20 protein-coding genes are annotated in these 25,634 nt (G+C 39.5%); 18 read left to right on the top strand and 2 right to left on the bottom strand.

Annotated features, from left to right (window positions below; all coding sequences use genetic code 11):
* The first annotated feature begins 54 nt into the window (after positions 1 to 54).
* The 13 genes from HMPREF0851_RS07340 (at position 55) to HMPREF0851_RS07285 (ending at position 14,640) form a co-directional block, all read left to right on the top strand.
* On the top strand, positions 55 to 726 hold the full coding sequence (locus tag HMPREF0851_RS07340; protein WP_000171683.1) for a GTP pyrophosphokinase family protein: 672 nt from the start codon (positions 55 to 57) through the stop codon (positions 724 to 726).
* A complete protein-coding gene (locus HMPREF0851_RS07335) occupies positions 710 to 1,528 on the top strand; it encodes an NAD kinase (protein ID WP_000799057.1) in 819 nt (272 codons plus the stop codon). Before HMPREF0851_RS07340 ends, HMPREF0851_RS07335 begins: the two co-directional genes overlap by 17 nt.
* A complete protein-coding gene (locus HMPREF0851_RS07330) occupies positions 1,525 to 2,421 on the top strand; it encodes an RluA family pseudouridine synthase (RefSeq protein WP_001209986.1) in 897 nt (298 codons plus the stop codon). The genes HMPREF0851_RS07335 and HMPREF0851_RS07330 overlap by 4 nt, the downstream gene beginning before the upstream one ends.
* 43 nt (positions 2,422 to 2,464) lie before the next feature.
* A complete protein-coding gene (gene pta, locus HMPREF0851_RS07325) occupies positions 2,465 to 3,439 on the top strand; it encodes a phosphate acetyltransferase (RefSeq protein WP_000451581.1) in 975 nt (324 codons plus the stop codon).
* A gap of 234 nt (positions 3,440 to 3,673) precedes the next feature.
* Positions 3,674 to 4,849, top strand: a complete 1,176-nt coding sequence (mutY, locus tag HMPREF0851_RS07320; protein ID WP_000886159.1) for an A/G-specific adenine glycosylase — start codon at positions 3,674 to 3,676, stop codon at positions 4,847 to 4,849.
* Positions 4,850 to 4,904: 55 nt separating this feature from the next.
* Positions 4,905 to 5,609: a response regulator YycF gene (gene yycF / locus HMPREF0851_RS07315; protein WP_000722064.1), complete on the top strand. Its 705-nt coding sequence runs from the start codon at positions 4,905 to 4,907 to the stop codon at positions 5,607 to 5,609.
* Positions 5,602 to 6,951: a cell wall metabolism sensor histidine kinase VicK gene (gene vicK / locus HMPREF0851_RS07310; protein ID WP_000593402.1), complete on the top strand. Its 1,350-nt coding sequence runs from the start codon at positions 5,602 to 5,604 to the stop codon at positions 6,949 to 6,951. Before yycF ends, vicK begins: the two co-directional genes overlap by 8 nt.
* A gap of 1 nt (position 6,952) precedes the next feature.
* Positions 6,953 to 7,762 carry an MBL fold metallo-hydrolase gene (locus tag HMPREF0851_RS07305; RefSeq protein ID WP_000004961.1) on the top strand — a complete coding sequence of 270 codons (810 nt, stop codon included), beginning with the start codon at positions 6,953 to 6,955 and terminating at the stop codon, positions 7,760 to 7,762.
* Between the two features lie 90 nt (positions 7,763 to 7,852).
* Positions 7,853 to 8,095, top strand: coding sequence for a type II toxin-antitoxin system RelB family antitoxin (relB, locus tag HMPREF0851_RS0103810; RefSeq protein WP_025169847.1), 243 nt, complete (start codon positions 7,853 to 7,855; stop codon positions 8,093 to 8,095).
* A gap of 1 nt (position 8,096) precedes the next feature.
* Positions 8,097 to 8,351, top strand: coding sequence for a type II toxin-antitoxin system RelE family toxin (locus HMPREF0851_RS07300; protein ID WP_009014215.1), 255 nt, complete (start codon positions 8,097 to 8,099; stop codon positions 8,349 to 8,351).
* A 74-nt stretch (positions 8,352 to 8,425) separates the two neighbouring features.
* Positions 8,426 to 10,303 carry an Eco57I restriction-modification methylase domain-containing protein gene (locus tag HMPREF0851_RS07295; protein ID WP_000150987.1) on the top strand — a complete coding sequence of 626 codons (1,878 nt, stop codon included), beginning with the start codon at positions 8,426 to 8,428 and terminating at the stop codon, positions 10,301 to 10,303.
* 109 nt (positions 10,304 to 10,412) lie between these two features.
* Complete coding sequence (locus HMPREF0851_RS07290) at positions 10,413 to 11,363, top strand: Abi family protein (protein WP_000658133.1); 951 nt, start codon at positions 10,413 to 10,415, stop codon at positions 11,361 to 11,363.
* 22 nt (positions 11,364 to 11,385) lie between these two features.
* A complete protein-coding gene (locus HMPREF0851_RS07285) occupies positions 11,386 to 14,640 on the top strand; it encodes a DEAD/DEAH box helicase family protein (RefSeq protein WP_001143837.1) in 3,255 nt (1,084 codons plus the stop codon).
* A 33-nt stretch (positions 14,641 to 14,673) separates the two neighbouring features.
* Here the strand turns inward: HMPREF0851_RS07285 and HMPREF0851_RS07280 are convergent, their stop codons facing one another.
* Positions 14,674 to 15,021 carry a thiol reductase thioredoxin gene (locus HMPREF0851_RS07280; RefSeq protein ID WP_000434640.1) on the bottom strand — a complete coding sequence of 116 codons (348 nt, stop codon included), beginning with the start codon at positions 15,019 to 15,021 and terminating at the stop codon, positions 14,674 to 14,676.
* 111 nt (positions 15,022 to 15,132) lie between these two features.
* Positions 15,133 to 16,851, bottom strand: a complete 1,719-nt coding sequence (locus HMPREF0851_RS07275; RefSeq protein ID WP_000121694.1) for a phospho-sugar mutase — start codon at positions 16,849 to 16,851, stop codon at positions 15,133 to 15,135.
* A gap of 153 nt (positions 16,852 to 17,004) precedes the next feature.
* Between HMPREF0851_RS07275 and HMPREF0851_RS07270 the strand changes: the two genes are divergently transcribed.
* From HMPREF0851_RS07270 to pulA, 5 genes are all read left to right on the top strand, one after another.
* Entirely contained in the window at positions 17,005 to 18,906 is a 1,902-nt protein-coding gene (locus HMPREF0851_RS07270) for an ABC-F family ATP-binding cassette domain-containing protein (protein ID WP_000584843.1), read from the top strand.
* A 2-nt stretch (positions 18,907 to 18,908) separates the two neighbouring features.
* A complete protein-coding gene (locus HMPREF0851_RS07265) occupies positions 18,909 to 19,772 on the top strand; it encodes an XRE/MutR family transcriptional regulator (protein WP_000400542.1) in 864 nt (287 codons plus the stop codon).
* Positions 19,773 to 19,851: 79 nt separating this feature from the next.
* Positions 19,852 to 21,030, top strand: coding sequence for an MFS transporter (locus HMPREF0851_RS07260; RefSeq protein WP_001083044.1), 1,179 nt, complete (start codon positions 19,852 to 19,854; stop codon positions 21,028 to 21,030).
* A 92-nt stretch (positions 21,031 to 21,122) separates the two neighbouring features.
* A complete protein-coding gene (ligA, locus tag HMPREF0851_RS07255) occupies positions 21,123 to 23,081 on the top strand; it encodes an NAD-dependent DNA ligase LigA (RefSeq protein ID WP_001042581.1) in 1,959 nt (652 codons plus the stop codon).
* 118 nt (positions 23,082 to 23,199) lie between these two features.
* Positions 23,200 to 25,479, top strand: coding sequence for a type I pullulanase (pulA, locus tag HMPREF0851_RS07250; protein WP_000283056.1), 2,280 nt, complete (start codon positions 23,200 to 23,202; stop codon positions 25,477 to 25,479).
* The last annotated feature ends 155 nt before the right edge of the window (positions 25,480 to 25,634 follow it).

Below are 25,634 nucleotides of genomic sequence, written 5' to 3'. Positions count from 1 at the left end.
GGAGAAAAAATCAAAGATATTTTTGAAGGATAATATGAGAATAAGGGAGAATATATGACCTTAGAATGGGAAGAATTTCTAGATCCTTACATTCAAGCTGTTGGTGAGTTAAAGATTAAACTACGTGGTATTCGTAAGCAATATCGCAAGCAAAATAAGCATTCTCCGATTGAGTTTGTGACTGGTCGAGTCAAGCCAATTGAAAGTATCAAGGAAAAAATGGCTCGGCGTGGCATTACTTATGCGACCTTAGAGCACGATTTGCAAGATATTGCTGGTTTGCGTGTGATGGTTCAGTTTGTAGATGACGTCAAGGAAGTAGTGGAGATTTTGCGCAAACGTCAGGATATGCGGATCATACAGGAGCGAGATTACATTACTCATCGAAAATCCTCAGGCTATCGTTCCTACCATATGGTAGTAGAATATACGGTTGATACCATTAATGGTGCTAAGACAATTTTAGCAGAAATTCAAATACGTACCTTGGCCATGAATTTCTGGGCAACAATAGAACATTCTCTCAACTACAAGTACCAAGGGGATTTCCCAGAGGAGATTAAAAAGCGACTGGAAATTACTGCCAAGATTGCCCATCAGTTGGATGAAGAAATGGGTAAAATTCGTGATGATATCCAGGAAGCCCAGGCTCTGTTTGATCCTTTGAGTAGAAAATTAAATGACGGTGTAGGAAACAGTGACGATACAGATGAAGAATACAGGTAAACGAATTGACCTGATAGCCAATAGAAAACCACAGAGTCAAAGGGTTTTGTATGAATTGCGAGATCGTTTGAAGAGAAATCAGTTTATACTCAATGATACCAATCCGGACATTGTCATCTCCATTGGTGGGGATGGTATGCTCTTGTCGGCCTTTCATAAGTATGAAAACCAACTTGACAAGGTACGCTTTATTGGTGTTCATACGGGACATCTGGGCTTCTATACGGACTACCGTGATTTTGAGTTGGATAAGCTAGTGACTAATTTGCAGCTAGATACGGGAGCAAGAGTCTCTTACCCTGTTCTAAATGTGAAGGTCTTTCTTGAAAATGGTGAAGTGAAGATTTTCAGGGCACTAAATGAAGCCAGTATCCGCAGGTCGGATCGAACAATGGTAACAGATATTGTAATCAATGGTGTCCCCTTTGAACGTTTTCGAGGAGATGGGCTAACAGTTTCGACACCGACTGGTAGTACAGCCTATAACAAATCACTTGGTGGAGCTGTTTTACACCCTACCATTGAAGCTCTTCAGTTGACGGAAATTGCCAGCCTAAACAATCGTGTCTATCGAACGCTGGGTTCTTCCATTATTGTTCCTAAAAAGGATAAGATTGAACTCATTCCAACGAGAAACGATTACCATACCATTTCTGTTGACAATAGCGTTTATTCATTCCGCAATATTGAGCGTATTGAGTATCAAATCGATCATCATAAGATTCACTTTGTCGCGTCACCGAGCCACACCAGTTTCTGGAATCGTGTTAAGGATGCATTTATCGGCGAGGTGGACGAATGAGGTTTGAATTTATCGCAGATGAGCATGTAAAGGTTAAGACCTTCTTAAAAAAGCACGAGGTTTCTAAAGGGCTGCTGGCCAAGATTAAGTTTCGAGGCGGAGCTATTCTGGTCAATGACCAACCGCAAAATGCAACTTATCTATTGGATATTGGAGACCGAGTTATCATCAATATTCCTGCTGAGGAAGGCTTTGAAACTCTAGAAGCTATCGAGCGCCCACTGAATATTCTCTATGAGGATGACCATTTTCTAGTCTTGAACAAACCCTATGGAGTGGCTTCTATTCCTAGTGTCAACCACTCCAATACAATTGCCAATTTTATCAAGGGTTACTACGTCAAGCAAGACTATGAAAATCAGCAGGTTCACATTGTGACTAGGCTTGATAGGGACACTTCTGGCTTGATGCTCTTTGCCAAGCACGGCTATGCCCACGCACGATTAGACAAGCAGTTGCAGAAGAAGTCCATTGAAAAACGCTACTTTGCTTTGGTTAAAGGTGATGGATATTTGGAGTCAGAGGGGGAAATTATTGCTCCGATTGCGCGTGATGAAGACTCCATTATTACTAGACGTGTGGCCAAAGGTGGAAAGTATGCCCATACTTCATACAAGATTGTGGCATCTTATGGGAATATTCACTTGGTTGACATTCGCCTGCATACTGGACGAACCCACCAAATCCGAGTCCATTTTTCTCATATTGGTTTTCCTTTGTTGGGAGATGATTTGTATGGTGGTAGTCTGGACGACGGCATCCAACGTCAGGCCCTGCATTGCCATTACCTATCTTTTTATCATCCATTTTTAGAGCAAGACTTGCAGTTAGAAAGTCCCTTGCCGGATGATTTCAGTAACCTTATTAAACAGTTATCAACTAATACTCTATAAAAACTGATTCAGAGTATAATTATTATTTTAAAGGAGAAAACTCATGGAAGTTTTTGAAAGTCTCAAAGCCAACCTTGTTGGCAAAAATGCTCGTATCGTTCTCCCTGAAGGGGAAGAGCCTCGTATTCTTCAAGCAACTAAACGCTTGGTAAAAGAAACAGAAGTGATTCCTGTTTTGCTTGGAAATCCTGAAAAAATTAAAATTTATCTTGAAATTGAAGGGATCATGGATGGTTATGAAGTCATTGACCCTCAACATTATCCTCAATTTGAAGAAATGGTTGCTGCTTTGGTGGAGCGTCGCAAGGGCAAAATGTCTGAAGAAGATGCACGCAAGGTTTTGGTTGAAGATGTCAACTATTTTGGTGTTATGTTAGTATACATGGGCTTGGTTGATGGAATGGTATCAGGTGCGATTCACTCAACAGCTTCAACAGTACGTCCAGCCCTTCAAATTATCAAAACTCGTCCAAATGTAACGCGTACATCAGGTGCCTTCCTCATGGTTCGTGGTACGGAACGTTACCTGTTTGGAGACTGTGCCATCAACATCAATCCAGACGCGGAAGCTTTGGCTGAAATTGCCATCAACTCAGCAATTACAGCTAAGATGTTTGGTATCGAACCTAAAATTGCTATGCTAAGCTATTCTACTAAAGGTTCAGGATTTGGAGAAAGTGTTGATAAGGTTGTTGAAGCAACTAAAATTGCTCACGACTTGCGTCCTGACCTTGAAATCGATGGTGAGTTGCAATTTGATGCAGCCTTTGTTCCTGAAACTGCAGCTCTGAAAGCTCCTGGAAGTACGGTAGCTGGTCAAGCAAATGTCTTCATCTTCCCAGGTATCGAGGCAGGAAATATCGGCTACAAGATGGCAGAACGTCTTGGTGGCTTTGCGGCCGTAGGTCCTGTTTTGCAAGGTTTGAACAAGCCAGTTAACGATCTTTCTCGTGGATGTAATGCTGATGATGTTTACAAGTTGACCCTTATCACAGCAGCCCAAGCTGTTCATCAATAAGATTTAGTCCTCTTTCCCTTGGGAAGAGGCTTTTTATACTCAATGAAAATCAAAGAGCAAACTAGGAAACTAGCCGCAGGCTGCTCAAAGCACTGCTTTGAGGTTGTAGATAAGACTGACGAAGTCAGGAACCATACCTACGGCAAGGCGACGTTGACGTAGTTTGAAGAGATTTTCGAAGAGTATTAATACTAGGAAAAGGACAGTTAGAATCTTCTGTGTTATACTAGAGATATGTTAGATTTGAAAGAATACGGTATCGTCATGTGGCCAAAGGAGAAGATTGTTTCTTTCCGTGAGAAACTTCTCATTTGGTATGATGAAAACAAAAGAGATTTACCCTGGCGTAGAAGTAAAAATCCTTATCATATCTGGGTATCTGAAATTATGCTCCAGCAGACTAGAGTTGATACGGTTATTCCTTACTACGAACGATTCTTGGACTGGTTTCCAACAGTGGAAAGTTTGGCAAATGCCCCTGAGGAAAGTTTGTTGAAGGCTTGGGAGGGATTGGGCTATTATTCTCGAGTTCGCAATATGCAGGCTGCTGCTCAACAGATTATGGCTGATTTTGGTGGTCGATTTCCAAACACCTATGAAGGAATTTCCAGTTTAAAAGGAATTGGTCCTTACACTGCAGGAGCCATTTCTAGTATTGCTTTTAACTTGCCTGAGCCAGCTGTAGATGGTAATGTCATGCGGGTCTTGGCGCGTCTATTTGAAGTCAACCACGATATTGGTATTCCAAGTAATCGCAAAATTTTTCAGGCAATGATGGAAATCTTGATTGACCCAGAACGTCCAGGTGATTTTAATCAAGCCTTGATGGACTTGGGTTCAGACATTGAGGCTCCTGTAAATCCTAGACCAGAAGAGAGTCCAGTGAAGGACTTCAGTGCGGCATATCAGAATGGAACCATGGACCGTTATCCAATCAAGGCTCCCAAGAAAAAGCCTGTTCCTATTTATCTTAAAGCCTTGGTGGTAAAAAATAGTCAGGGAAAATTTCTTCTTGAAAAAAATGAAAGCGAAAAGTTGTTAGCAGGATTTTGGCATTTTCCCTTGATAGAAGTAGATGACTTTTCGCAAGAAGAGCAGTTTGACCTCTTTCATCAGGTTGCAGAAGAAAGTGTGAACTTTGGCCCAAGTCCAGAAGAGAGTTTCCAGCAGGACTACGACCTAGATGTTGATTGGCTTGATGTTTATTTTGAGACTGTCAAGCATGTCTTTAGCCATCGTAAATGGCATGTTCAAATTGTAGCAGGTCAGGTGAGTGATTTCCATAATTTTTCAGATAGGGAAGTTCGCTGGCTTTCACCAGAAGAGTTTAAGGATGTTCCGCTTGCTAAACCCCAACAAAAAATCTGGCAGGCTTATGCAAAAGCCAACTTAGACAGTAGCAAAGACTAGCTATTGTGTTTTCTTGTTATTTTTTTGATATAATAGTAGAGAAAAAGGTGAACAAATGAAAAAAATATTAATTGTAGATGATGAAAAACCAATCTCGGATATTATCAAGTTTAATATGACCAAGGAAGGTTACGAGGTTGTAACTGCTTTTAACGGTCGTGAAGCGCTAGAACAATTTGAAGCAGAGCAGCCAGATATTATTATTCTGGATTTGATGCTTCCAGAAATTGATGGTTTAGAAGTTGCTAAGACCATTCGCAAGACAAGTAGTGTACCTATTATCATGCTTTCTGCTAAAGACAGTGAATTTGATAAGGTTATCGGTTTAGAGCTTGGGGCAGATGACTATGTGACAAAACCCTTCTCAAATCGTGAGTTGCAGGCGCGTGTTAAAGCTCTTCTTCGGCGTTCTCATCCTATACCAGTAGATGAGCAGGAAGCAGATAGCAAACCTCAGCCTATCCAAATTGGCGACTTGGAGATTGTTCCAGAAGCCTATGTAGCTAAAAAATACGGTGAAGAACTAGACTTAACTCACCGTGAATTTGAGCTTTTGTATCACTTGGCGTCTCATATCGGTCAAGTAATTACGCGTGAACACTTGCTTGAAACGGTCTGGGGTTATGATTATTTCGGAGATGTTCGAACAGTCGACGTAACGATCAGACGTTTGCGTGAGAAGATTGAAGACACACCAAGCCGTCCAGAGTATATCCTAACACGTCGTGGTGTTGGTTATTATATGAGAAATAATGATTAAACTAATTAAAGACATAGTTTTAACCAGTGATTTTATCTTTAGCCTCATTTTACTTGGCTTTATTTTAGTTGTGACCTTACTCTTGCTAGAAAATCGTCGGGATAATATTCGACTGAAACAAATCAATCAAAAGATAAAAGACCTAATTGCAGGAGATTATTCTCAGGTATTGGACATGCAGGGAAGCTCTGAAATCACTAATATTACCAATAATCTCAATGATTTATCAGAAGTAATTCGCTTGACTCAAGAAAATCTGGAACAAGAGAGTAAACGATTGCATAGTATCCTCTCATACATGACGGACGGAGTTCTTGCGACCAATCGTCGTGGTAAGATTACCATGATTAATGATATGGCTAAGAAACAGCTAGGCGTTCAGAAGGAAGAGGTTCTTAATAAAAGTATTCTAGAATTGCTTAAGATTGCAGACGAGTATGAACTTCGCGATTTGATCACCCAGATTCCTGAGCTTATGATTGATTCTCAGGATGCCAATGGAGAGTATCTAAGCCTTCGTGTACGTTTTGCCTTGGTTCGTCGTGAGTCTGGCTTTATCTCAGGTTTGGTTGCAGTTTTACACGATACGACGGAGCAGGAGAAGGAAGAACGGGAACGGAGACTCTTTGTTTCCAACGTTAGTCATGAGCTACGGACACCTCTGACTAGCGTAAAATCCTATCTTGAAGCCTTGGATGAGGGTGCCTTGTCAGAACCTGTAGCACCAGACTTTATCAAGGTGTCTCTAGACGAAACCAACCGTATGATGCGGATGGTAACAGACCTTCTTCATCTTTCTCGAATTGATAATGCAACCAGTCATCTGGATGTGGAATTGATTAATTTTACTGCCTTTATAACCTTTATTCTCAACCGTTTTGATCAGATAAGAGGGCAGGATGAAGAGAAGAAATATGAACTGGTGAGAGATTACCCAATTACCTCAGTCTGGATTGAAATTGATACAGACAAGATGACACAGGTGATTGATAATATTCTCAACAATGCCATTAAATATTCTCCAGATGGTGGGAAAATCACAGTGACCATGAAGACAACTGATGATCAGATGATTTTATCCATTTCAGACCAAGGATTGGGGATACCAAAGCAGGATTTACCACGTATCTTTGACCGTTTTTATCGTGTGGATCGTGCTAGAAGTCGTGCCCAAGGTGGTACTGGTTTAGGACTAGCTATTGCTAAAGAAATTATCAAACAACATAAGGGCTTTATTTGGGCTAAGAGTGAATACGGTAAGGGATCGACCTTTACCATTGTGCTCCCTTATGATAAGGATGCAGTGAAAGAAGAAGTATGGGAGGACGAAGTAGAAGACTAGAATGAGTGAAACAGGCTTTAAATACAGTATTTTAGCGTCGGGTTCCAGTGGAAATTCCTTTTATCTGGAAACCCCAAAAAAGAAGCTTTTAGTAGATGCAGGTTTGTCTGGTAAGAAAATCACCAGCCTACTTGCTGAAATCAATCGCAAACCAGAAGACCTGGATGCCATCTTGATTACCCATGAGCATTCAGACCATATTCACGGTGTGGGGGTTTTGGCTCGCAAGTATGGTATGGATTTGTATGCCAATGAAAAAACTTGGCAAGCTATGGAAAATAGCAAATACCTTGGCAAGGTAGATTCTTCACAAAAGCATATCTTTGAAATGGGCAAAACCAAAACCTTTGGAGATATTGATATTGAGAGTTTTGGGGTTAGCCATGATGCAGTCGCACCGCAGTTTTATCGCTTTATGAAGGATGATAAGAGTTTTGTCCTTTTGACAGATACAGGTTATGTCAGTGACCGTATGGCAGGAATTGTCGAAAATGCGGATGGCTATCTTATCGAGTCCAACCATGATGTAGAGATTTTGCGAGCAGGTTCTTACGCTTGGCGACTCAAACAACGAATCCTATCTGATCTAGGTCACCTTTCTAACGAGGACGGTGCTGAAGCTATGATTCGGACCCTAGGAAATCGCACTAAGAAAATCTATCTTGGTCACTTGTCTAAGGAAAACAATATCAAGGAGCTGGCTCACATGACCATGGTCAACCAGCTAGCCCAAGCGGATCTGGGAGTTGGAGTAGACTTTAAGGTTTACGATACCTCACCAGATACTGCAACACCATTGACAGATATATAAAAAGAATGCTGAGAAGGTGTTCTTTTTATATTGACTGAACACCTAAAAAGTAATACAATGGTGTTACCATTAAAAAAGGGAGTACAAAAGATGACTACTATTACATTAAAAGTTTCTGAAGCTGATAAAACATTTATGAAAGCAATGGCTAAGTTTGAAGGAGTTTCTCTGTCGGAACTTGTCCGCACCAAAACTCTTGAAGCTTTAGAAGACGAATACGACGCTCGTGTGGCAGATTTAGCTTATCAAGAGTATTTAGAAGACTTGGAAAAAGGAGTTGAACCCATTACTTGGGAAGAAATGATGCATGATTTAGGCTTGGAGGATGAATAATTTGTATAAATTAGTTCCGACAAGACGCTTCATCAAGCAATTAAAAAAATTGGACCGTTATACGCAGAAGCTAATTACAAACTATTTACAAACCAATGTTTTGGAAGACCCAAGACGACACGGAAAGCCTTTGGTTGGTAATCGCGTTGGTCAATGGCGCTATAGAATTGGTAATTATCGAGTTATCGTACAAATTATAGATAATGAATTAGTCATTGCTACTCTAGAAGTTGGTCATCGGAGAGATATTTATTGAATTACTTTTTTCAAGTAAATTTTCATTCTTTAAAATATGATATAATAGGGCTTACAATATAAGAGAGGTTGCTTATGACAATAGATATTAGTGAAGAAAGTTTGGCTATGGAGTCTGCCGACTTATTAAAAATTCTTTTAAAAGATCGAACGACCAAGAAAAATATTGTTTGGGCAACGCATTCTTATGAATTGTTAGGAAAGGGATTTGCTCCAAGTGATCGCATCAATGCAAGTAAGGTGACGGGAACCTATGCAGACTTGGTTCAACCCCGATCAGAAAAGTCCAAGTATGAACAAAAAGATCGAACTAAGATTAGAGCCGAAGTTTTTACGCCAACTTGGTTAGTTGAAAAGCAAAATGGTTACGTGGAAGCTGAGCTTGAATCTCTGGATCTTGAAGATTATATCCAATTACGCTGGCTAGAAATTACCTGTGGTGAAGCACCTTATATGGTAACGCGCTATGATACCGTAACTGGTGAGGAAATTCCATTATCTGAACGAGTTGGTTTTGTTGATAGAAAATTGCAGCGCATTAGTCGTGAGGTTTCGGACGAAGCTACCTTCTATGAACTTGTAAAAAAAGCTTATCGTGCTTCTTATGGTTATGAGTATCAAGGAGATTCTCTCCTTTTGGCGCGTGAAAATCTTTTAGCAACATTTGAGGACTACTATCTTGCAAATATTGGAAATCAACCAACCTTAGAGCAAAAGAAAGAAATTGCGACTATTATATCCTACAATGTCTTTCAGATGGATGGATTGGAAAAAAATAGTCCTTACTCGGCTAAACAAGAGCAATCTCAACAGTTAAGCTTGTTTTCAGATGAGCTAGAAGTCCAAGAAGTAGAAGAATCTAAAACCCAAATCAAAGACTGGAAAAAGAATAAAATGATAGGTTTTGAGCGCCTATCAAGTGAGGAAAGTGAAATGAAATTTGATGTCGTGATAGGAAATCCGCCTTACCAAGAGGAGGCACAGGGAACAAGTACAAAGGATATGCCTATATATCATAAATTTATTTCAGAATCATATAAAATTTCTAAAAAAGCATCTTTAATAACTCCTGCAAGATTTTTATCAAATGCTGGAGGGACTCCAAAAACTTGGAATCAACAAATGTTGAATAATCAGCATGTAAAGGTATCTTTTTTTGAACAAAAGAGCGGTAATGTATTTCCTGGAACTGATATAAAAGGAGGGGTAGCAGTTACTTATTATGATGCTGAACGAGAATTTGAACCAATTGAAGTTTTTGTTCCCTTTATAGAAATGAATTCAATTAGAAAGAAAGTTATAAAGAAAAATTTTGAATCTATTGATCAGTTTGTTACTAATAGAGGATCATATCGCTATTCTGATTTGATTTATACAGATTTTCCTAAACTAATGAGCAGAGTTTCTGATAGGAGAGTTGCCTCTAATGCTTTTGAAAAATTGCCTGAATTATTTTTCGATATAAAACCTGAAGATGGTAATGAGTATATTAAAATATATGGACGTTTTAATAATGAACGTGTATATAAATGGTTTAGAAAAGATTATGTAACATGCCCATCAAATTTTGAAAAGTATAAAATAATTCTTCCAAAAGCAAATGGAAGTGGGGCGATTGGCGAAGTCCTATCGACCCCCGTCATCGGGTCCCCCGTCATCGGGTACACAGAGACATTTATTTCTGTTGGTGAATTTGATTCTTTAGAAGAGGCGGAGGCTTGTTTAAAATATATTAAATCTAAGTTTTTGCGCACAATGCTTGGAATTTTAAAAATTACCCAAGATAATACTAAAGATAAATGGAAATATGTCCCTCTCCAAGACTTTACGGTCAATTCAGACATTGATTGGACACAATCAGTGGCTGATATTGACCGTCAGCTCTATCAAAAATATGGTCTTTCTCCAGAGGAAATTGCCTTTATTGAGACACATGTAAGGGAGATGGATTAGAGAAGTATTTTTATTTGACAAATAGCGCTCAGTGATCTATAATAGACACATAGGATTAGGTCAGGAAGCATACGATGCCCTGACCCTTTTTATTTTATAGGAGATAAGTTTGAAGGAACATAAAACATTTAATCAACAGTTAACAATCTTAAGAAATAGGGGTGTTGTAGTACCAACGAATGGGAAGCCAAAGAGATTTTTAGAACAAGAAAACTATTACAATGTTATAAACGGTTATAAAGATTTATTTTTAGTAAAGGACAGCAATAATCGACCTGTTGAACCTGAAATTTATCAAAAAGGAACTCACTTTAACGAACTAAAGGCCTTGTTTTTATTTGATAGAGAATTAAGGATATTATTATTGAAATATTTATTGATATTCGAAAATTCAATAAAGACAACAGTTGCATATGAATTCTCTAAAAAACACCCTCGTAAGAATGCTTATTTAGATATTGCAAATTTTGTAGACAATGATCCTAAAAAAGTTCTTCAACAAATCTCTATCTTAACCAAGACGATTCATGATAAGGTAGATAGAACTGGCGCTATTAAACATTACATTGAAGAACATGGGGAAGTACCACTTTGGGTTTTAGTTAATTTTCTTACAATGGGAAACATTGCTAATTTTTACAATATTTTAACGGATAGTACAAAGAATATTATTGCAAAATTTTATACAGATAAATATAGAACACAAAATAAAGACAATACATTTAGACTATCTAGTGCAGATTTAAGTGCATGTTTGAAAGTGGCTAACCTAGTTAGAAATATCTGTGCACATGATGAACGACTGTATAATGTTAATTTAAGAAATGTCAGAATATCTCAAATAGCAAATCATTTTGGGATAAGGAGATATGATAATAAACGTTTTATAGTGGTTATTCTATTTTTAAAAATTGTACTTGATAAGAAAGATTTTCAAAGATTATATAAAGCTTTAATGAATCTATTCAATCAGTATGCTGATGAATTTAAAACTGTAGTGTTTGATGACATTTTAAACACGATGGGAATCGATTTAACAGAGTTAGAAAAATTATCTTAGTTTTTTAAAAAAAGGAATACTTATGCCAGTAGAAATTAAAACAACTAAAGAAATTCATCCTAAAATCTATGCCTACACTACACCGACGGTAACCAGCAATGAGGGCTGGATTAAGATTGGTTATACGGAGCGTGATGTCAGACAACGGATTAAAGAACAAACGCATACAGCTCATATAGATACAGATGTTTTATGGACTGGAGATGCAGCTTATACGGAAGAACCTGATAAGGGAAAGACTTTTAAGGACCATGATTTTCACCATTTCCTTTCTTTCCATGATGTGGAACGTCGTCCTAAGACGGAATGGTTTTACTTTAATGGAACTCCTGAAAAATCAAAAAATCTTTTTGATAAGTTTGTTCAGCATGATTTGTCAGGTTATCAGCCTGGGCAAGGACAGGACTATACTCTTCGACAAGAGCAAGAAGAAGCAGTTTCTAAGACCTTAGCTTATTTCCAGAATCATCTAGGAGGTAAGTTCCTCTGGAATGCCAAGCCACGTTTTGGTAAAACCTTATCTACCTATGACTTAGCTCGACGGATGGAGGCTGTCAATGTCTTAATTGTAACCAACAGACCTGCAATAGCTAACTCATGGTATGATGATTTCGAAACATTCATAGCAGGTCAAACGACTTATAAGTTTGTTTCTGAATCAGACAGCCTTAAGAGTCGTCCAACCTTGTCACGAAAAGAATTTGTTGGTATTTTAGATGACGATGTAAGACAACTTGCTTTTATCAGTCTTCAAGACTTGAAAGGCTCTGCTTATCTAGGTGGAGAGCATAACAAACTTAAATGGGTTACAGATCTCCACTGGGATTTATTGGTTATCGATGAGGCTCACGAAGGAGTTGATACCTTTAAGACAGACCAAGCTTTTAATAAGATTCGGCGGAATTTCACTCTGCATTTGTCAGGTACACCATTTAAGGCATTGGCCAAAGGAGATTTTACAGAGGATCAAATCTACAACTGGTCTTATGCGGATGAACAGTCTGCTAAATCGACTTGGTCTTCTGAGCAAGAAGAGGAAAATCCATATGAAACCTTACCTCAGTTAAATCTCTTTACCTATCAAATGTCTCAGATGATTGGTGAAGAGTTAGAAAAAGGCGCTCAACTTGATGGTGAAAATATTGACTATGCTTTTGACTTAAGTGAATTTTTCGCTACAGATGATAAAGGGAAATTTATCCATGAGCAAGATGTCAGAAATTGGTTAGATACTCTATCTAGCAATGAAAAATATCCATTTTCAACTAAAGAACTTCGAAATGAACTCAAACATACTTTTTGGCTTTTAGAACGTGTAGCCTCAGCTAAAGCCTTAAAAGCACTACTAGAAGAACACCCAATCTATGAAAACTATGAGATTGTTCTAGCTGCTGGTGACGGACGCATGTCCGAAGAAGACGATAAAGTCAAACTCAAATCCTTAGACTTGGTTAGAAAAGCGATAGCAGAGAATGATAAAACTATCACCCTATCCGTCGGTCAATTGACGACAGGTGTCACTATCCCTGAGTGGACAGGTGTATTGATGTTATCGAACATGAAATCACCTGCACTTTATATGCAGGCTACCTTCCGTGCTCAAAATCCATACTCATGGAGCGATAACAAAGGAAATCACTTCCGCAAAGAAAGAGCCTATGTATTTGACTTTGCGCCAGAAAGGACCTTAATTCTCTTTGATGAGTTTGCTAACAACTTATCACTAGCAACTGTAGGAGGTGGTGGGACTTCTGCAACTCGTGAAGAAAATATCAGAGAATTACTAAATTTCTTCCCTGTCATAGCTGAAGATCGTGCTGGTAAGATGGTTGAAATTGATGCCAAGGCAGTTCTGACTATACCGCGTCAGATAAAAGCTAGGGAAGTCCTCAAACGAGGCTTTATGTCCAATCTCTTATTTGATAATATCAGCGGTATTTTCCAAGCTAGTCAAACAGTTCTAGATATTTTAAATGAGCTGCCAGTTGAAAAGGAAGGCAAGTTACAAACACCTTCTGATTTACTAGATTTTTCAGATGTTACAGTAGATGATGAAGGAAATGCAGTAGTAGACCATGAAATTGTAATTAATCAGCAAATGCGACTTTTTGGTGAAAAAGTCTATGGACTTAGTCAATCTGTGACAGATTTGTTCACTAAGGATGAGGACAGAACTCAAAAACAGCTGGTTAATGATTTGAGCAAGACAGTTTCTTCAGTGATTGTAGAAGATTTGAAAGGTGAATACAACCTTAAAACTCGAGAAACAGATCAAATCAAGAAGCAAATTGTAGCAACATTTGAGAATGAAGTTCGAAAAAATGAGATAGAACGTAAAATTACTGAAGCTCATATCAAGGAAGAGTTGCAGCAACAGCTCAAGGAAGTAAATGATAAGGAGCAGAAAGATAAGATTCAAGAAGATCTTGAAAGACGAATAGAAGAAAATAATCTCATCCACAAAGAAAAACTAGAGCAAACACTTAAAAAAGAAGTGGAAAAAATGCCTGAGAAGTTTATCGAACAGGTTGAGATAAAACGTGTTGAACAGTTGAAACAATCAGCTCAGGATGAGATTCGTGATCACCTTCGAGGCTTTGCACGAACAATCCCTAGTTTTATCATGGCCTATGGTGATAAATCTCTAACGCTTGATAATTTTGATACCTTTGTACCTGAGCATGTTTTTTATGAAGTAACGGGAATCACGATTGACCAATTTCGTTACCTAAGAGATGGTGGGCAAGATTTTGCAGGGCATCTCTTTGATCGAGCAACATTTAATGAAGCAATCCAAGAATTTCTTCGTAAGAAAGAGGAGTTGGCGGATTATTTTAAAGATCAAAAAGAAGATATTTTTGACTATATTCCACCACAGAAAACCAACCAGATTTTTACTCCTAAACGGGTAGTGAAGAGGATGGTAGATGATCTTGAAAAAGAAAATCCAGGAATATTTGATGATCCATTTAAGACATTCATTGATTTGTACATGAAGTCTGGTCTCTATATTGCTGAGCTTGTTAAGCGACTATATAATAGCGAAGGCTTGAAAGATGTATTTCCAAATTCTGAGGAACGCTTAAAGCATATCCTGGAAAATCAAGTTTATGGATTTGCACCTTCAGAGATTATCTATAACATCTCGACTAATTTTATCTTTGGAAATCTCTCTCAAGATATCAGTAGAAAGAACTTTGTTTTAGAAGATACCATTCCTGCTGCCAAAGAAGGAAGAATTCAGGAGTTGGTTGATTCCTATTTTGAAAATAATTAAAAAAGAAGGCGAGGGCCTTCTTTTTTATATCTTTTACAATCCTGCAAATTCTTTGATTTCTTGTGCTGACATTGAAGAGTCACAACGAACACTGATTTGTCCATCTGCAATGTGAACGAAGCCTGGTACAGTTGGAATTCCGTAGCGTGAGCGGAATTCTTGCAACTCATTGAGTTGGCTTGCTTCTTCACTGTTGATGAAGTAGATGTGAGCTTTAGTTTCAGCTACGACACCTGCCAAGGTACCAGCAAATTTACGGCAGTAAGGGCAAGTTTTGCGACCGATGAAGAAGGTTGCAGTTTCTTTATTATCAAGAGCTTCTTGCGCACGCGCAACTGTAGTGACTTCAAGGTCTTTGATATTATCTAAAAATTGTTCCATGAGATTACCTCGCTTTCATTGATAAGTCTAGTATGCCATAAAGTTTCTAAAATTGCTTAGATTTGATACGAAAAAAAGATGAGATTGGTTAGTCTCATCTTTTATAGGGCCTTATTTTACAAAAGCATTGATTTCTGCTTCGATATTAGCAATCTTAGCTTGTGATTCTTCGTTGGTTTCCCCTACAACTGCAATGTAGAACTTGATTTTTGGTTCTGTACCTGAAGGGCGAACGGCAATCCATGAACCGTCAGCAAGTGTGTATTTCAACACATCACTTGGAGGAGTTGTCAAGTTTGTAACAGTTCCGTCAGCAGCAGTAGCAGTTTGAGCCTTGAAGTCTTCTACGACAGTGATAGCTGTTGTGTTCCATTCTTTTGGAGCATTGTTGCGGAATTTAGCCATAATCGCTTTGATTTGTTCTGCACCATCGACACCTGAAAGGGTAACAGAGATTGTCTTTTCTGCATAGTAGCCGTACTCTTTGTAGATTTCTTCGATACCGTCAGCAAGTGTCAAACCGCGTGAACGGTAGTAGGCGGCAAGTTCAGCAACGACAAGAACAGCTTGGATAGCGTCTTTATCACGTACGAATGGTTTAATCAAGTAACCGAAGCTTTCTTCAAATCCCATCATGTATGTGTGATTGTGTTTTTCTTCGAATTCTTGGATTTTTTCAGCGATAAATTTGAAACCTGTCAAAACGTTGAACATAGTTGCGCCGTAGCTTTCAGCAATCTTCGTTACCAAGTCAGTTGATACGATAGATTTACATAGGGCTGCATTTTCAGGAAGAGTTCCAGCGTTTTTGTGGGCTTCCAAGATGTATTTTGCCATGATAGCACCGATTTGGTTACCTGATAGGTTGAGGTAGCTACCATCTTTTTGAAGAACTTCAACACCAACACGGTCAGCATCAGGGTCAGTTGCCACAAGAACATCTGCACCAACTTGACGACCAAGTTCTTCAGCGAGGGCAAAGGCTGCTTGGCTTTCTGGGTTTGGAGATTTTACAGTTGAGAAGTCTGGGTCAGCAGTTGCTTGCGCTTCAACGACTTGAACAGAGTCAAATCCTGCTTGGGCAAGAGCACGACGAGCCAACATTTCACCAGTACCATGAAGTGGTGTGTAGACAATCTTCATGTCTTTACCAAATTCTTCAATCAAGGCTGGATTGATGTTTACGTCCTTAACTTCTTTAAGGTATTCTACGTCAACAGCTTCGCCGATAACTTCAATCAAGCCAGAAGCTTTTTCAGCTTCCACATCAGCAACTTCTACCGCAAATGGGTTTTCGATTGCACGGATATAAGTAGTCAAAGCGTCCGCGTCGTGTGGAGGCATTTGTCCACCGTCTTCACCGTAAACCTTATAACCGTTAAATGGAGCAGGGTTGTGGCTGGCTGTGACCATGATACCTGCGAAACAGTTGAGATGACGAACTGCAAATGATAGTTCTGGAGTTGGACGAAGGCTTTCAAATACGTAAGATTTGATGCCGTGTTTAGCAAGAACTGCCGCAGATTCAAAGGCAAACTCTGGTGAGAAGTGACGGCTATCGTAGGCGATTGCGACACCACGTTCTTTTTCATTTCCACCTTTTGATTCAATCAAACGAGCCAATCCTTCAGTAGCTTGGCGAACAACGTAAATGTTGATGCGGTTGGTACCAGCACCAATCAAGCCACGCATGCCTGCAGTACCAAATTCAAGATTTGTATAGAAGGCATCTTCCTTAGTTTTTTCGTCCATATTTTCCAAATCTTGACGAAGGTAGTCAGGAAGCTCCGAAAAATCAACCCATTTCTGGTAATTTTCTTGGTAAGACATTAACATTCTCCTTTTTGTAAATTGTTTTAACCGTTCACATTATAGCACTTTTTAGCGTTTTAGTAAAACGGTAGCATAATTTTCAGAAAAGTGGTGTCATATGCTGGTTTATCAAGTCTTGAATGCCTCAGGGAAACATGCTATACTACTTGTATGATTATTTTACAAGCTAATAAAATTGAACGTTCTTTTGCAGGAGAGGTTCTTTTTGATAATATCAATCTGCAAGTTGATGAACGAGACAGGATTGCTCTTGTTGGGAAAAATGGAGCAGGTAAGTCTACTCTTTTGAAGATTTTGGTTGGAGAAGAGGAGCCAACTAGTGGAGAAATCAATAAGAAAAAAGATATTTCTCTGTCTTACCTAGCCCAAGATAGCCGTTTTGAGTCTGAAAATACCATCTACGATGAGATGCTTCATGTCTTTGATGACTTATGTCGGACGGAGAAACAACTTCGTCAGATGGAGTTGGAGATGGGTGAAAAGTCTGGTGATGATTTGGATAAACTGATGTCAGATTACGACCGCTTATCTGAAAATTTTCGTCAGGCAGGTGGCTTTACCTATGAAACTGATATTCGAGTGATTTTGAATGGATTCAAGTTTGACGAATCTATGTGGCAGATGAAAATTGCCGAACTTTCAGGTGGTCAAAATACTCGCTTGGCTCTTGCTAAAATGCTTCTTGAAAAGCCCAATCTCTTGGTCTTGGACGAGCCAACCAATCACTTGGATATTGAAACTATTGCTTGGCTAGAGAATTACTTGATAAATTATAGCGGTGCCCTCATTATTGTCAGTCACGACCGTTATTTCTTGGATAAGGTTGCGACAATTACGCTAGATTTGACCAAGCATTCCTTGGATCGCTATGTGGGCAACTACTCTCGTTTTGTCGAGTTGAAAGAGCAAAAACTAGCTACTGAGGCAAAAAACTATGAAAAGCAACAGAAGGAAATTGCAGCTCTAGAAGACTTTGTCAATCGTAATCTAGTCCGAGCTTCAACGACCAAACGTGCCCAATCTCGTCGAAAACAACTGGAAAAAATGGAACGTTTGGACAAGCCTGAAGCTGGTAAGAAATCAGCCAACATGACCTTCCAGTCTGAGAAAACCTCGGGTAATATTGTCTTGACTGTTGAAAATGCGGCTATTGGTTATGATGGGGAAGTATTGTCAGAGCCTATCAACCTAGACCTTCGTAAAATGAATGCTGTTGCTATTGTTGGACCAAATGGTATCGGCAAGTCAACCTTTATCAAGTCTATTGTGGATCAAATTCCTTTTATCAAGGGTGAAAAGCGCTTTGGCGCCAATGTTGAGGTTGGTTACTATGACCAAACCCAAAGTAAGCTGACACCAAGTAATACTGTATTAGATGAACTCTGGAATGATTTTAAACTGACGCCGGAAGTTGAAATTCGCAACCGTCTAGGTGCCTTCCTTTTCTCAGGAGATGATGTTAAAAAATCAGTCGGCATGTTATCTGGTGGCGAAAAAGCTCGTTTGCTTTTAGCTAAATTGTCTATGGAAAACAACAACTTCTTGATCCTTGACGAGCCGACCAACCACTTGGATATTGATAGCAAGGAAGTGTTGGAAAATGCCTTGATTGACTTTGATGGGACCTTGCTCTTTGTCAGCCACGACCGTTACTTTATCAATCGTGTGGCAACTCATGTTTTGGAATTGTCTGAGAATGGCTCGACTCTTTACTTGGGTGATTACGACTACTATGTCGAGAAGAAAGCAGAAGTAGAAATGAGTCTGACAGAGGAAGCTTCAACTAACAATCAAGTAAAAGAAGCAAGTCCAGTCAATGATTATCAAGCCCAGAAAGAAAGTCAAAAAGAAGTTCGTAAGCTCATGCGACAAATCGAAAGTCTAGAAGCTGAAATTGAAGAGCTAGAAAGTCAAAGTCAAGTCATTTCTGAACAAATGTTGGAAACAAACGATGCCGAAAAACTGATGGAATTGCAGGTTGAGCTGGACAAAATCAGCCACCGTCAGGAAGAAGCCATGCTTGAGTGGGAAGAATTATCAGAGCAGGTGTAAAGATGGAACATCTTGGAAAAGTATTTCGTGAATTTCGAACAAGTGGAAATTATTCTTTAAAGGAGGCTGCCGGGGAATCCTGTTCAACCTCTCAGTTATCTCGCTTTGAACTTGGGGAGTCTGACCTAGCAGTCTCACGTTTCTTTGAGATTTTGGATAACATTCATGTAACAATCGAAAATTTTATGGATAAGGCAAGGAATTTTCACAATCATGAACATGTTGCCATGATGGGACAAATTGTACCCCTTTATTATTCAAATGATATTGCAGGTTTTCAAAAGCTGCAAAGTGAACAACTTGAAAAGGCTAAGAGTTCGACAAATCCTCTCTATTTTGAGCTGAACTGGATTTTGCTACAGGGTCTGATTTGTCAAAGAGATTCGACTTATGAGATGAAGCAGGATGATCTGGATAAGGTGGCAGATTATCTCTTCAAAACAGAAGAATGGACCATGTATGAGTTGATTCTTTTCGGTAACCTCTATAGTTTCTATGATGTGGATTATGTCACTCGAATTGGAAGAGAAGTTATGGAGAGGGAAGAATTTTACCAAGAGATTGGTCGCCATAAGAGATTGGTTTTGATTTTGGCCCTCAATTGTTATCAGCATTGTTTAGAGCATCTTTCTTTTGACAATGCAAGCTATTTCGAGACTTATACAGAGAAGATTATTGGTAAAAACATTAGTCTTTATGAACGGAATATTTTACATTACCTCAAAGGTTTTGCCTTGTACCAAAAAGGACAGTGTAAAGAAGGCTGTAAGCAGATGCAAGAGGCCATGCATATTTTTGATGTGCTAGCTCTTCCAGAGCAAGTAGCCTACTATCAGGAACACTACGAAAAATTTGTCAAAGATTAATTTTCCCAAATAAGGGAAAAAATAAAAAGCTCCTTTCGGTTTTGATACAATAGTTTCAAAATTTGAGAGGAGTTTTCATATGAATCGCTATGCAGTACAGTTAATTAGCCGTGGAGCTGTTAACAAGATAGGGAATATGCTCTATGATTATGGAAATAGTGTCTGGTTGGCTTCCATGGGGACTATCGGGCAGACTGTTTTAGGAATGTATCAGATTTCTGAACTCGTTACATCTATTCTCGTAAATCCTTTTGGCGGAGTCATTTCAGACCGTTTTTCTCGTCGTAAGATTTTAATGACGACAGACCTTGTTTGTGGGATTCTTTGTCTGACTATTTCTTTCATAAGGAATGACAGCTGGATGATTGGGGCTTTGATTTTTGCCAATATTGTTCAGGCGGTTGCATTTGCATTTTCTCGTACAGCCAATAAAGCTATCATAACTGAGGTTGTTGAGAAAGACGAGATTGTGACCTACAATGCTCGTTTAGAGTTGGCCTTGCAGGTTGTAGCTGTAAGTTCTCCTGTACTTTCCTTCCTTGTTTTACAATTTGCCAGTCTCCATACGACGCTTGTTTTAGATGCCATTAGTTTTTTCATCGCATTTACCTTGGTAGCTTTTCTCCCTAAAAAAGAGACTCAGGAACAAGAGAAAAAGACTTTCAGCTGGAAAGCCATTTTTGCTGATATGAAAGATGGACTTGGCTATATTTGGCGCCAGAAAGAAATCTTTTTCCTTTTGTTAGTAGCTTCCAGTGTTAATTTCTTTTTTGCCGCTTTTGAATTTCTCCTCCCCTTTTCAAATAGGCTTTACGGAGTAGAAGGAGCTTACGCAAGTATTTTGACTATGGGGGCTATTGGTTCCATCATTGGGGCTCTTCTAGCTAGTAAAATTAAAGCTAATGTTTATAATCTTTTGATTTTACTGGCTTTGACAGGTGTCGGAGTTCTTATGATGGGATTACCACTTCCAAATTTGCTTTCCTTTTCTGGAAATTTAGTTTGTGAATTGTTTATGACAATTTTTAATATTCACTTTTTTACTCAGGTGCAAACCAAGGTTGAGGGGGAATATTTGGGGAGAGTATTAAGCACAATTTTTACCTTAGCCATTCTATTTATGCCTATTGCCAAAGGCTTTATGACAGTGCTACCAAGTGTACATCTCTTTTCTTTCTTGATAATTGGAAGCGGGGTTATCATCCTGTCTTGTCTATCCCTCGTGTATGTTCGAACTCATTTTGAAAAAGAGACATAAGTTTGCTTGGACTTCAAAAATAATTCCAATCTGAGTGTTTTTTCCGCCCTTCTCGTTTGTGAGGAGGGCTTACTTTGTGGTAAAATGGTCTTATGAATAAAAGAATGAATGAGTTAGTCGCCTTGCTCAATCGCTATGCGACTGAGTACTATACCAGCGATAATCCGTCGGTTTCTGACAGTGAGTATGACCGCCTTTACCGAGAGTTGGTTGAGTTAGAAACTGCCTATCCAGATCAAGTGTTAGCAGACAGTCCGACCCATCGTGTTGGTGGTAAGGTTTTAGATGGTTTTGAAAAATACAGTCATCAGTATCCTCTTTACAGTTTGCAGGATGCTTTTTCACGTGAGGAGCTTGAAGCTTTTGATGCGCGTGTTCGTAAGGAAGTGGCCCATCCAACCTATATTTGTGAGCTGAAAATCGATGGCTTGTCTATCTCACTGACTTATGAAAAGGGTATTTTGGTTGCTGGGGCAACACGTGGTGATGGTTCTGTTGGGGAGAATATCACGGAAAACCTCAAGCGCGTTAAGGACATTCCTTTGACCTTGCCAGAAGAATTAGATATCACAGTTCGTGGGGAATGTTATATGCCACGCTCTTCTTTTGACCAGGTCAACCAAGCTCGCCAAGAAAATGGAGAGCCTGAATTTGCCAATCCTCGTAATGCGGCAGCAGGCACACTACGTCAGCTGGACACAGCAGTAGTAGCTAAGCGCAATCTTGCTACCTTTCTCTATCAAGAAGCCAGCCCTTCAACTCGTGATAGCCAAGAAAAGGTTTTGAAGCACCTAGAACAGCTTGGTTTTGTGGTCAATCCTAAGCGAATCTTGGCTGAAAACATAGATGAAATCTGGGATTTTATTCAAGAAGTAGGACAAGAACGGGACAATCTGCCTTATGATATCGATGGGGTGGTGATCAAGGTCAATGACTTAGCAAGCCAAGAAGAACTCGGTTTTACCGTCAAGGCTCCAAAGTGGGCTGTAGCCTACAAGTTTCCTGCTGAGGAAAAAGAAGCCCAACTCTTATCAGTTGATTGGACTGTTGGCCGTACTGGAGTTGTTACGCCAACTGCAAATCTAACACCAGTACAACTAGCTGGAACAACTGTTAGCCGTGCGACTCTGCACAATGTGGATTATATTGCTGAAAAAGATATTCGTAAGGACGACACGGTCATTGTCTATAAGGCTGGGGACATCATCCCTGCTGTTTTACGTGTAGTAGAGTCAAAACGAATTTCTGAAGAGAAACTAGATATTCCAACAAACTGCCCAAGTTGTGACTCTGACTTGTTGCACTTTGAAGATGAAGTGGCTCTCCGTTGTATCAATCCGCGTTGCCCTGCTCAAATCATGGAAGGCTTGATTCACTTTGCCTCTCGAGATGCCATGAATATTACAGGCCTTGGTCCATCTATTGTTGAGAAGCTTTTTGCTACCAATCTGGTTAAGGACGTGGCAGACATTTATCGTTTGAAAGAAGAAGATTTCCTCCTTTTAGAAGGTGTTAAGGAAAAGTCTGCTGCTAAACTGTATCAGGCCATCCAAGCATCTAAGGAAAACTCAGCTGAGAAGCTCTTGTTTGGTCTGGGAATTCGCCATGTAGGAAGCAAGGCCAGTCAGCTCTTACTTCAACATTTTCATTCAATCGAAAATCTGGCTCAGGCAGATCCAGAGGAAGTGGCTAGTATTGAAAGTCTGGGTGGTGTGATTGCCAAAAGTCTTCAGACTTATTTTGCGACAGAAGGCTCTGAAATTCTCCTCAGAGAATTGAAAGAAGCTGGGGTAAATCTGGATTATAAAGGTCAGACTGTAGTGGCAGATGCGGCCTTGTCAGGTTTGACCGTTGTATTGACTGGAAAATTGGAACGTCTCAAACGCTCAGAAGCTAAAAGCAAACTAGAAAGTCTTGGTGCCAAGGTAACAGGCAGTGTTTCTAAAAAGACCGATCTTGTTGTTGCAGGTGCAGACGCTGGAAGTAAACTGCAAAAAGCACAAGAACTTGGTATCGAAGTTCGAGATGAAGCTTGGCTAGAAAGTTTGTAATGATAGTTTAAAACCAGAGTTTAGATAATATAACTATGTTTGTTAGTCGTGACAAAATTGGTCAATAATTTATTAGTGAAATAGAAACAAATCAAGAATTAAAAAGGAAAAATAAAAAATGTATAATTACCCTATGCGCATTCATTACCATCGTAAGAATGGAGAATACGATACTTGCTCTTTTGTGAAAAGTCAGGATCAACGAATTGATTTGCTAACCTACAAAGAAGATTATTTTGGCGCTTTATTTAGTTTTGAACACCCAAGTTCTCATCCACTAGAAAGTTTGAATTTTGTGGTTCATACAGGCCAAACCAGTAAAGAGTATGCTATCCGTTTTAATCACTACCCTCTTTTAACAGAGGTCTGGATTTTGGAAGGGGATGATAGGATTTATTATTCTGAAAATCCTGCTATTGCCAGTCCTTTCTATAAGAATCAAAATCCTTTTGCCTTTGATAAGGCCATTAACAGTGCTAGTTTTGATCATCATTGGGGCTACCAAGGTGAATTGGGTTGCCGTGTAGAGGACAATCAGGCTCATTTTGCTCTCTGGGCTCCAACAGCGACAGAAGTGCAGGTTGTCGTTTATGAATCAGCTACTAACGATGCTCCTGTTTGGAAAACTTTTGAGATGGAAAGAGGCAATAGCTACTCTTATAACCATAAAGACAATACAATCGGTGTCTGGAGTTTGGATGTTGAGGAAGATTTGACTGGTAAGGCTTATCAGTATCAAGTCCAATTCCCCCATCACCAAACACTGACACGCGACCCATACACAATTGCGACCAGTCCTGATGGCAAACGTTCAGCTATCCTGAGCCATGAAGAAAAGCAAGTTGCAAACTTCGAGGTCAAGCATGGTTCTGAGGCTACTTGGCGCTTGGCAAATCCATGTAAGGCAGTTATTTGTGAAATGCACATTCGTGATTTGACCAAATCACCGACCTCAGGTGTAGATGAACATCTTCGAGGAACTTTCTTGGGTGCTGCTCAGACTGGAACGGTTAACCAGTACGGTCAGTCAACTGCTTTTGATCACATCAAGAAGCTGGGCTACAATTATGTTCAATTGCAACCAATTGCAGACCGTCACAAAGAATACGATGCTGATGGGAATGTAACCTACAACTGGGGTTATGATCCACAAAACTATAACGCACCAGAAACCAGCCTTTCAACAAATTCAGAGGATCCAGCTCAGGTTATTCGTGATTTGAAGACCATGGTTCAAGCTTATCACGATGCGGGTATTGGTGTCATTATGGATGTAGTCTATAACCATACTTTTTCAGTTGTTGATGCACCTTTCCAAACAACTGTCCCTGATTACTACTATCGTATGAATCCAGACGGTACCTTCCAGAATGGAACGGGTGTTGGAAATGAAACAGCCAGCGAACACGAAATGTTCCGCAAGTATATGATTGATTCTCTTCTATACTGGGTGCAGGAATACAATATTGACGGCTTCCGTTTTGACTTGATGGGGATTCATGATGTCAAGACTATGCAGATGATTCGTCAGAGTTTGGATGAAATCGACCCTAACATTATCCTCTATGGAGAAGGATGGGATATGGGAACAGGTCTGGCCCCTTATGATAAGGCTAAGAAAGACAATGCCTACCAGATGCCAAATATTGGTTTCTTTAATGACAATCAGCGCGATGCTGTCAAAGGTGGAGAAGTTTATGGTGCTATCAAGTCAGGTTTTGTTAGTGGTGCTGCGACAGAACCAATCCTAGCCAAAGCCATCCTAGGCAGTCGTGAATTAGGAACCTATACACATCCAAATCAGGTGCTTAACTATGTAGAGGCCCATGACAATTACAATCTTCACGATTTGTTGGCAACCCTACATCCAGACCAAAGTTCAGAGAAAATCATGCGCAAGGTCGAAACTGCCACAGCCATGAACCTACTCATGCAAGGGATGGCCTTTATGGAAATCGGTCAAGAATTTGGTCGTACCAAACTGGTTGCAACTGGTGAGAATGGTGAGTTGACCCATGATGATAGAGAACGTGCTATGAATAGCTACAATGCTCCTGACAGTGTGAATCAAGTCAACTGGGACTTGATCAATGAGCGTCAAGATAGTATTGAGTTTATTCGTCAGATGATTCGATTGAAGACCGAAACCAGCGCCTTTTCTTACCCTACTTATGAAGAAATTTACCATCATGTCTTTGTTCATTCAGCAAATGAGCATAGTGGTTGGATTGTTTATGAGATTCACGGGGAAGAACATCTATTGGTTGTCTTTAATGCTAAAGGGCAAGACTTCCAGTTTGAAAATGCTGGAAATCTAGAACTCTTGGTAACCAACAGCCATTTAGCTGATAAAGACATGGTTGGTGGCGTTAGCGCCAGCGTCTTTAAAGTTTTGTAGATGAAATCAAAAGTTTTCAATTGGGCCGTATAATTTCTAGTATATCTTGATACTCGAATTATAAAACTCAATGAAAAATAGTATAGCATGAAAAAGGTTTAGTTCATCTAAGCCTTTTCTTTTTGTACTTATAGTAGATTGAAATAAGATATGAA

The sequence above is a fragment of the Streptococcus sp. M334 genome (assembly GCF_000187745.1).
GTDB lineage: Bacteria > Bacillota > Bacilli > Lactobacillales > Streptococcaceae > Streptococcus.
The sequence above is the reverse complement of the archived record's forward strand: the minus strand, read 5'-3'. Positions and strand labels throughout refer to the sequence as shown.

Excerpts from the sequence above, each read along its gene's own strand:
- HMPREF0851_RS07335 (WP_000799057.1), top strand. The coding sequence starts at position 710 with ATGAAGAATACAGGTAAACGAATTGACCTGATAGCCAATAGAAAACCA.
- vicK (WP_000593402.1), top strand. The coding sequence starts at position 5,602 with ATGATTAAACTAATTAAAGACATAGTTTTAACCAGTGATTTTATCTTT.
- HMPREF0851_RS07260 (WP_001083044.1), top strand. The coding sequence starts at position 19,852 with ATGAATCGCTATGCAGTACAGTTAATTAGCCGTGGAGCTGTTAACAAG.
- mutY (WP_000886159.1), top strand. The coding sequence starts at position 3,674 with ATGTTAGATTTGAAAGAATACGGTATCGTCATGTGGCCAAAGGAGAAG.
- relB (WP_025169847.1), top strand. The coding sequence starts at position 7,853 with ATGACTACTATTACATTAAAAGTTTCTGAAGCTGATAAAACATTTATG.
- HMPREF0851_RS07285 (WP_001143837.1), top strand. The coding sequence starts at position 11,386 with ATGCCAGTAGAAATTAAAACAACTAAAGAAATTCATCCTAAAATCTAT.
- yycF (WP_000722064.1), top strand. The coding sequence starts at position 4,905 with ATGAAAAAAATATTAATTGTAGATGATGAAAAACCAATCTCGGATATT.
- HMPREF0851_RS07340 (WP_000171683.1), top strand. The coding sequence starts at position 55 with ATGACCTTAGAATGGGAAGAATTTCTAGATCCTTACATTCAAGCTGTT.
- HMPREF0851_RS07330 (WP_001209986.1), top strand. The coding sequence starts at position 1,525 with ATGAGGTTTGAATTTATCGCAGATGAGCATGTAAAGGTTAAGACCTTC.
- HMPREF0851_RS07270 (WP_000584843.1), top strand. The coding sequence starts at position 17,005 with ATGATTATTTTACAAGCTAATAAAATTGAACGTTCTTTTGCAGGAGAG.
- pulA (WP_000283056.1), top strand. The coding sequence starts at position 23,200 with ATGTATAATTACCCTATGCGCATTCATTACCATCGTAAGAATGGAGAA.
- pta (WP_000451581.1), top strand. The coding sequence starts at position 2,465 with ATGGAAGTTTTTGAAAGTCTCAAAGCCAACCTTGTTGGCAAAAATGCT.
- ligA (WP_001042581.1), top strand. The coding sequence starts at position 21,123 with ATGAATAAAAGAATGAATGAGTTAGTCGCCTTGCTCAATCGCTATGCG.
- HMPREF0851_RS07265 (WP_000400542.1), top strand. The coding sequence starts at position 18,909 with ATGGAACATCTTGGAAAAGTATTTCGTGAATTTCGAACAAGTGGAAAT.
- HMPREF0851_RS07275 (WP_000121694.1), bottom strand. The coding sequence starts at position 16,851 with ATGTCTTACCAAGAAAATTACCAGAAATGGGTTGATTTTTCGGAGCTT.
- HMPREF0851_RS07305 (WP_000004961.1), top strand. The coding sequence starts at position 6,953 with ATGAGTGAAACAGGCTTTAAATACAGTATTTTAGCGTCGGGTTCCAGT.
- HMPREF0851_RS07295 (WP_000150987.1), top strand. The coding sequence starts at position 8,426 with ATGACAATAGATATTAGTGAAGAAAGTTTGGCTATGGAGTCTGCCGAC.
- HMPREF0851_RS07280 (WP_000434640.1), bottom strand. The coding sequence starts at position 15,021 with ATGGAACAATTTTTAGATAATATCAAAGACCTTGAAGTCACTACAGTT.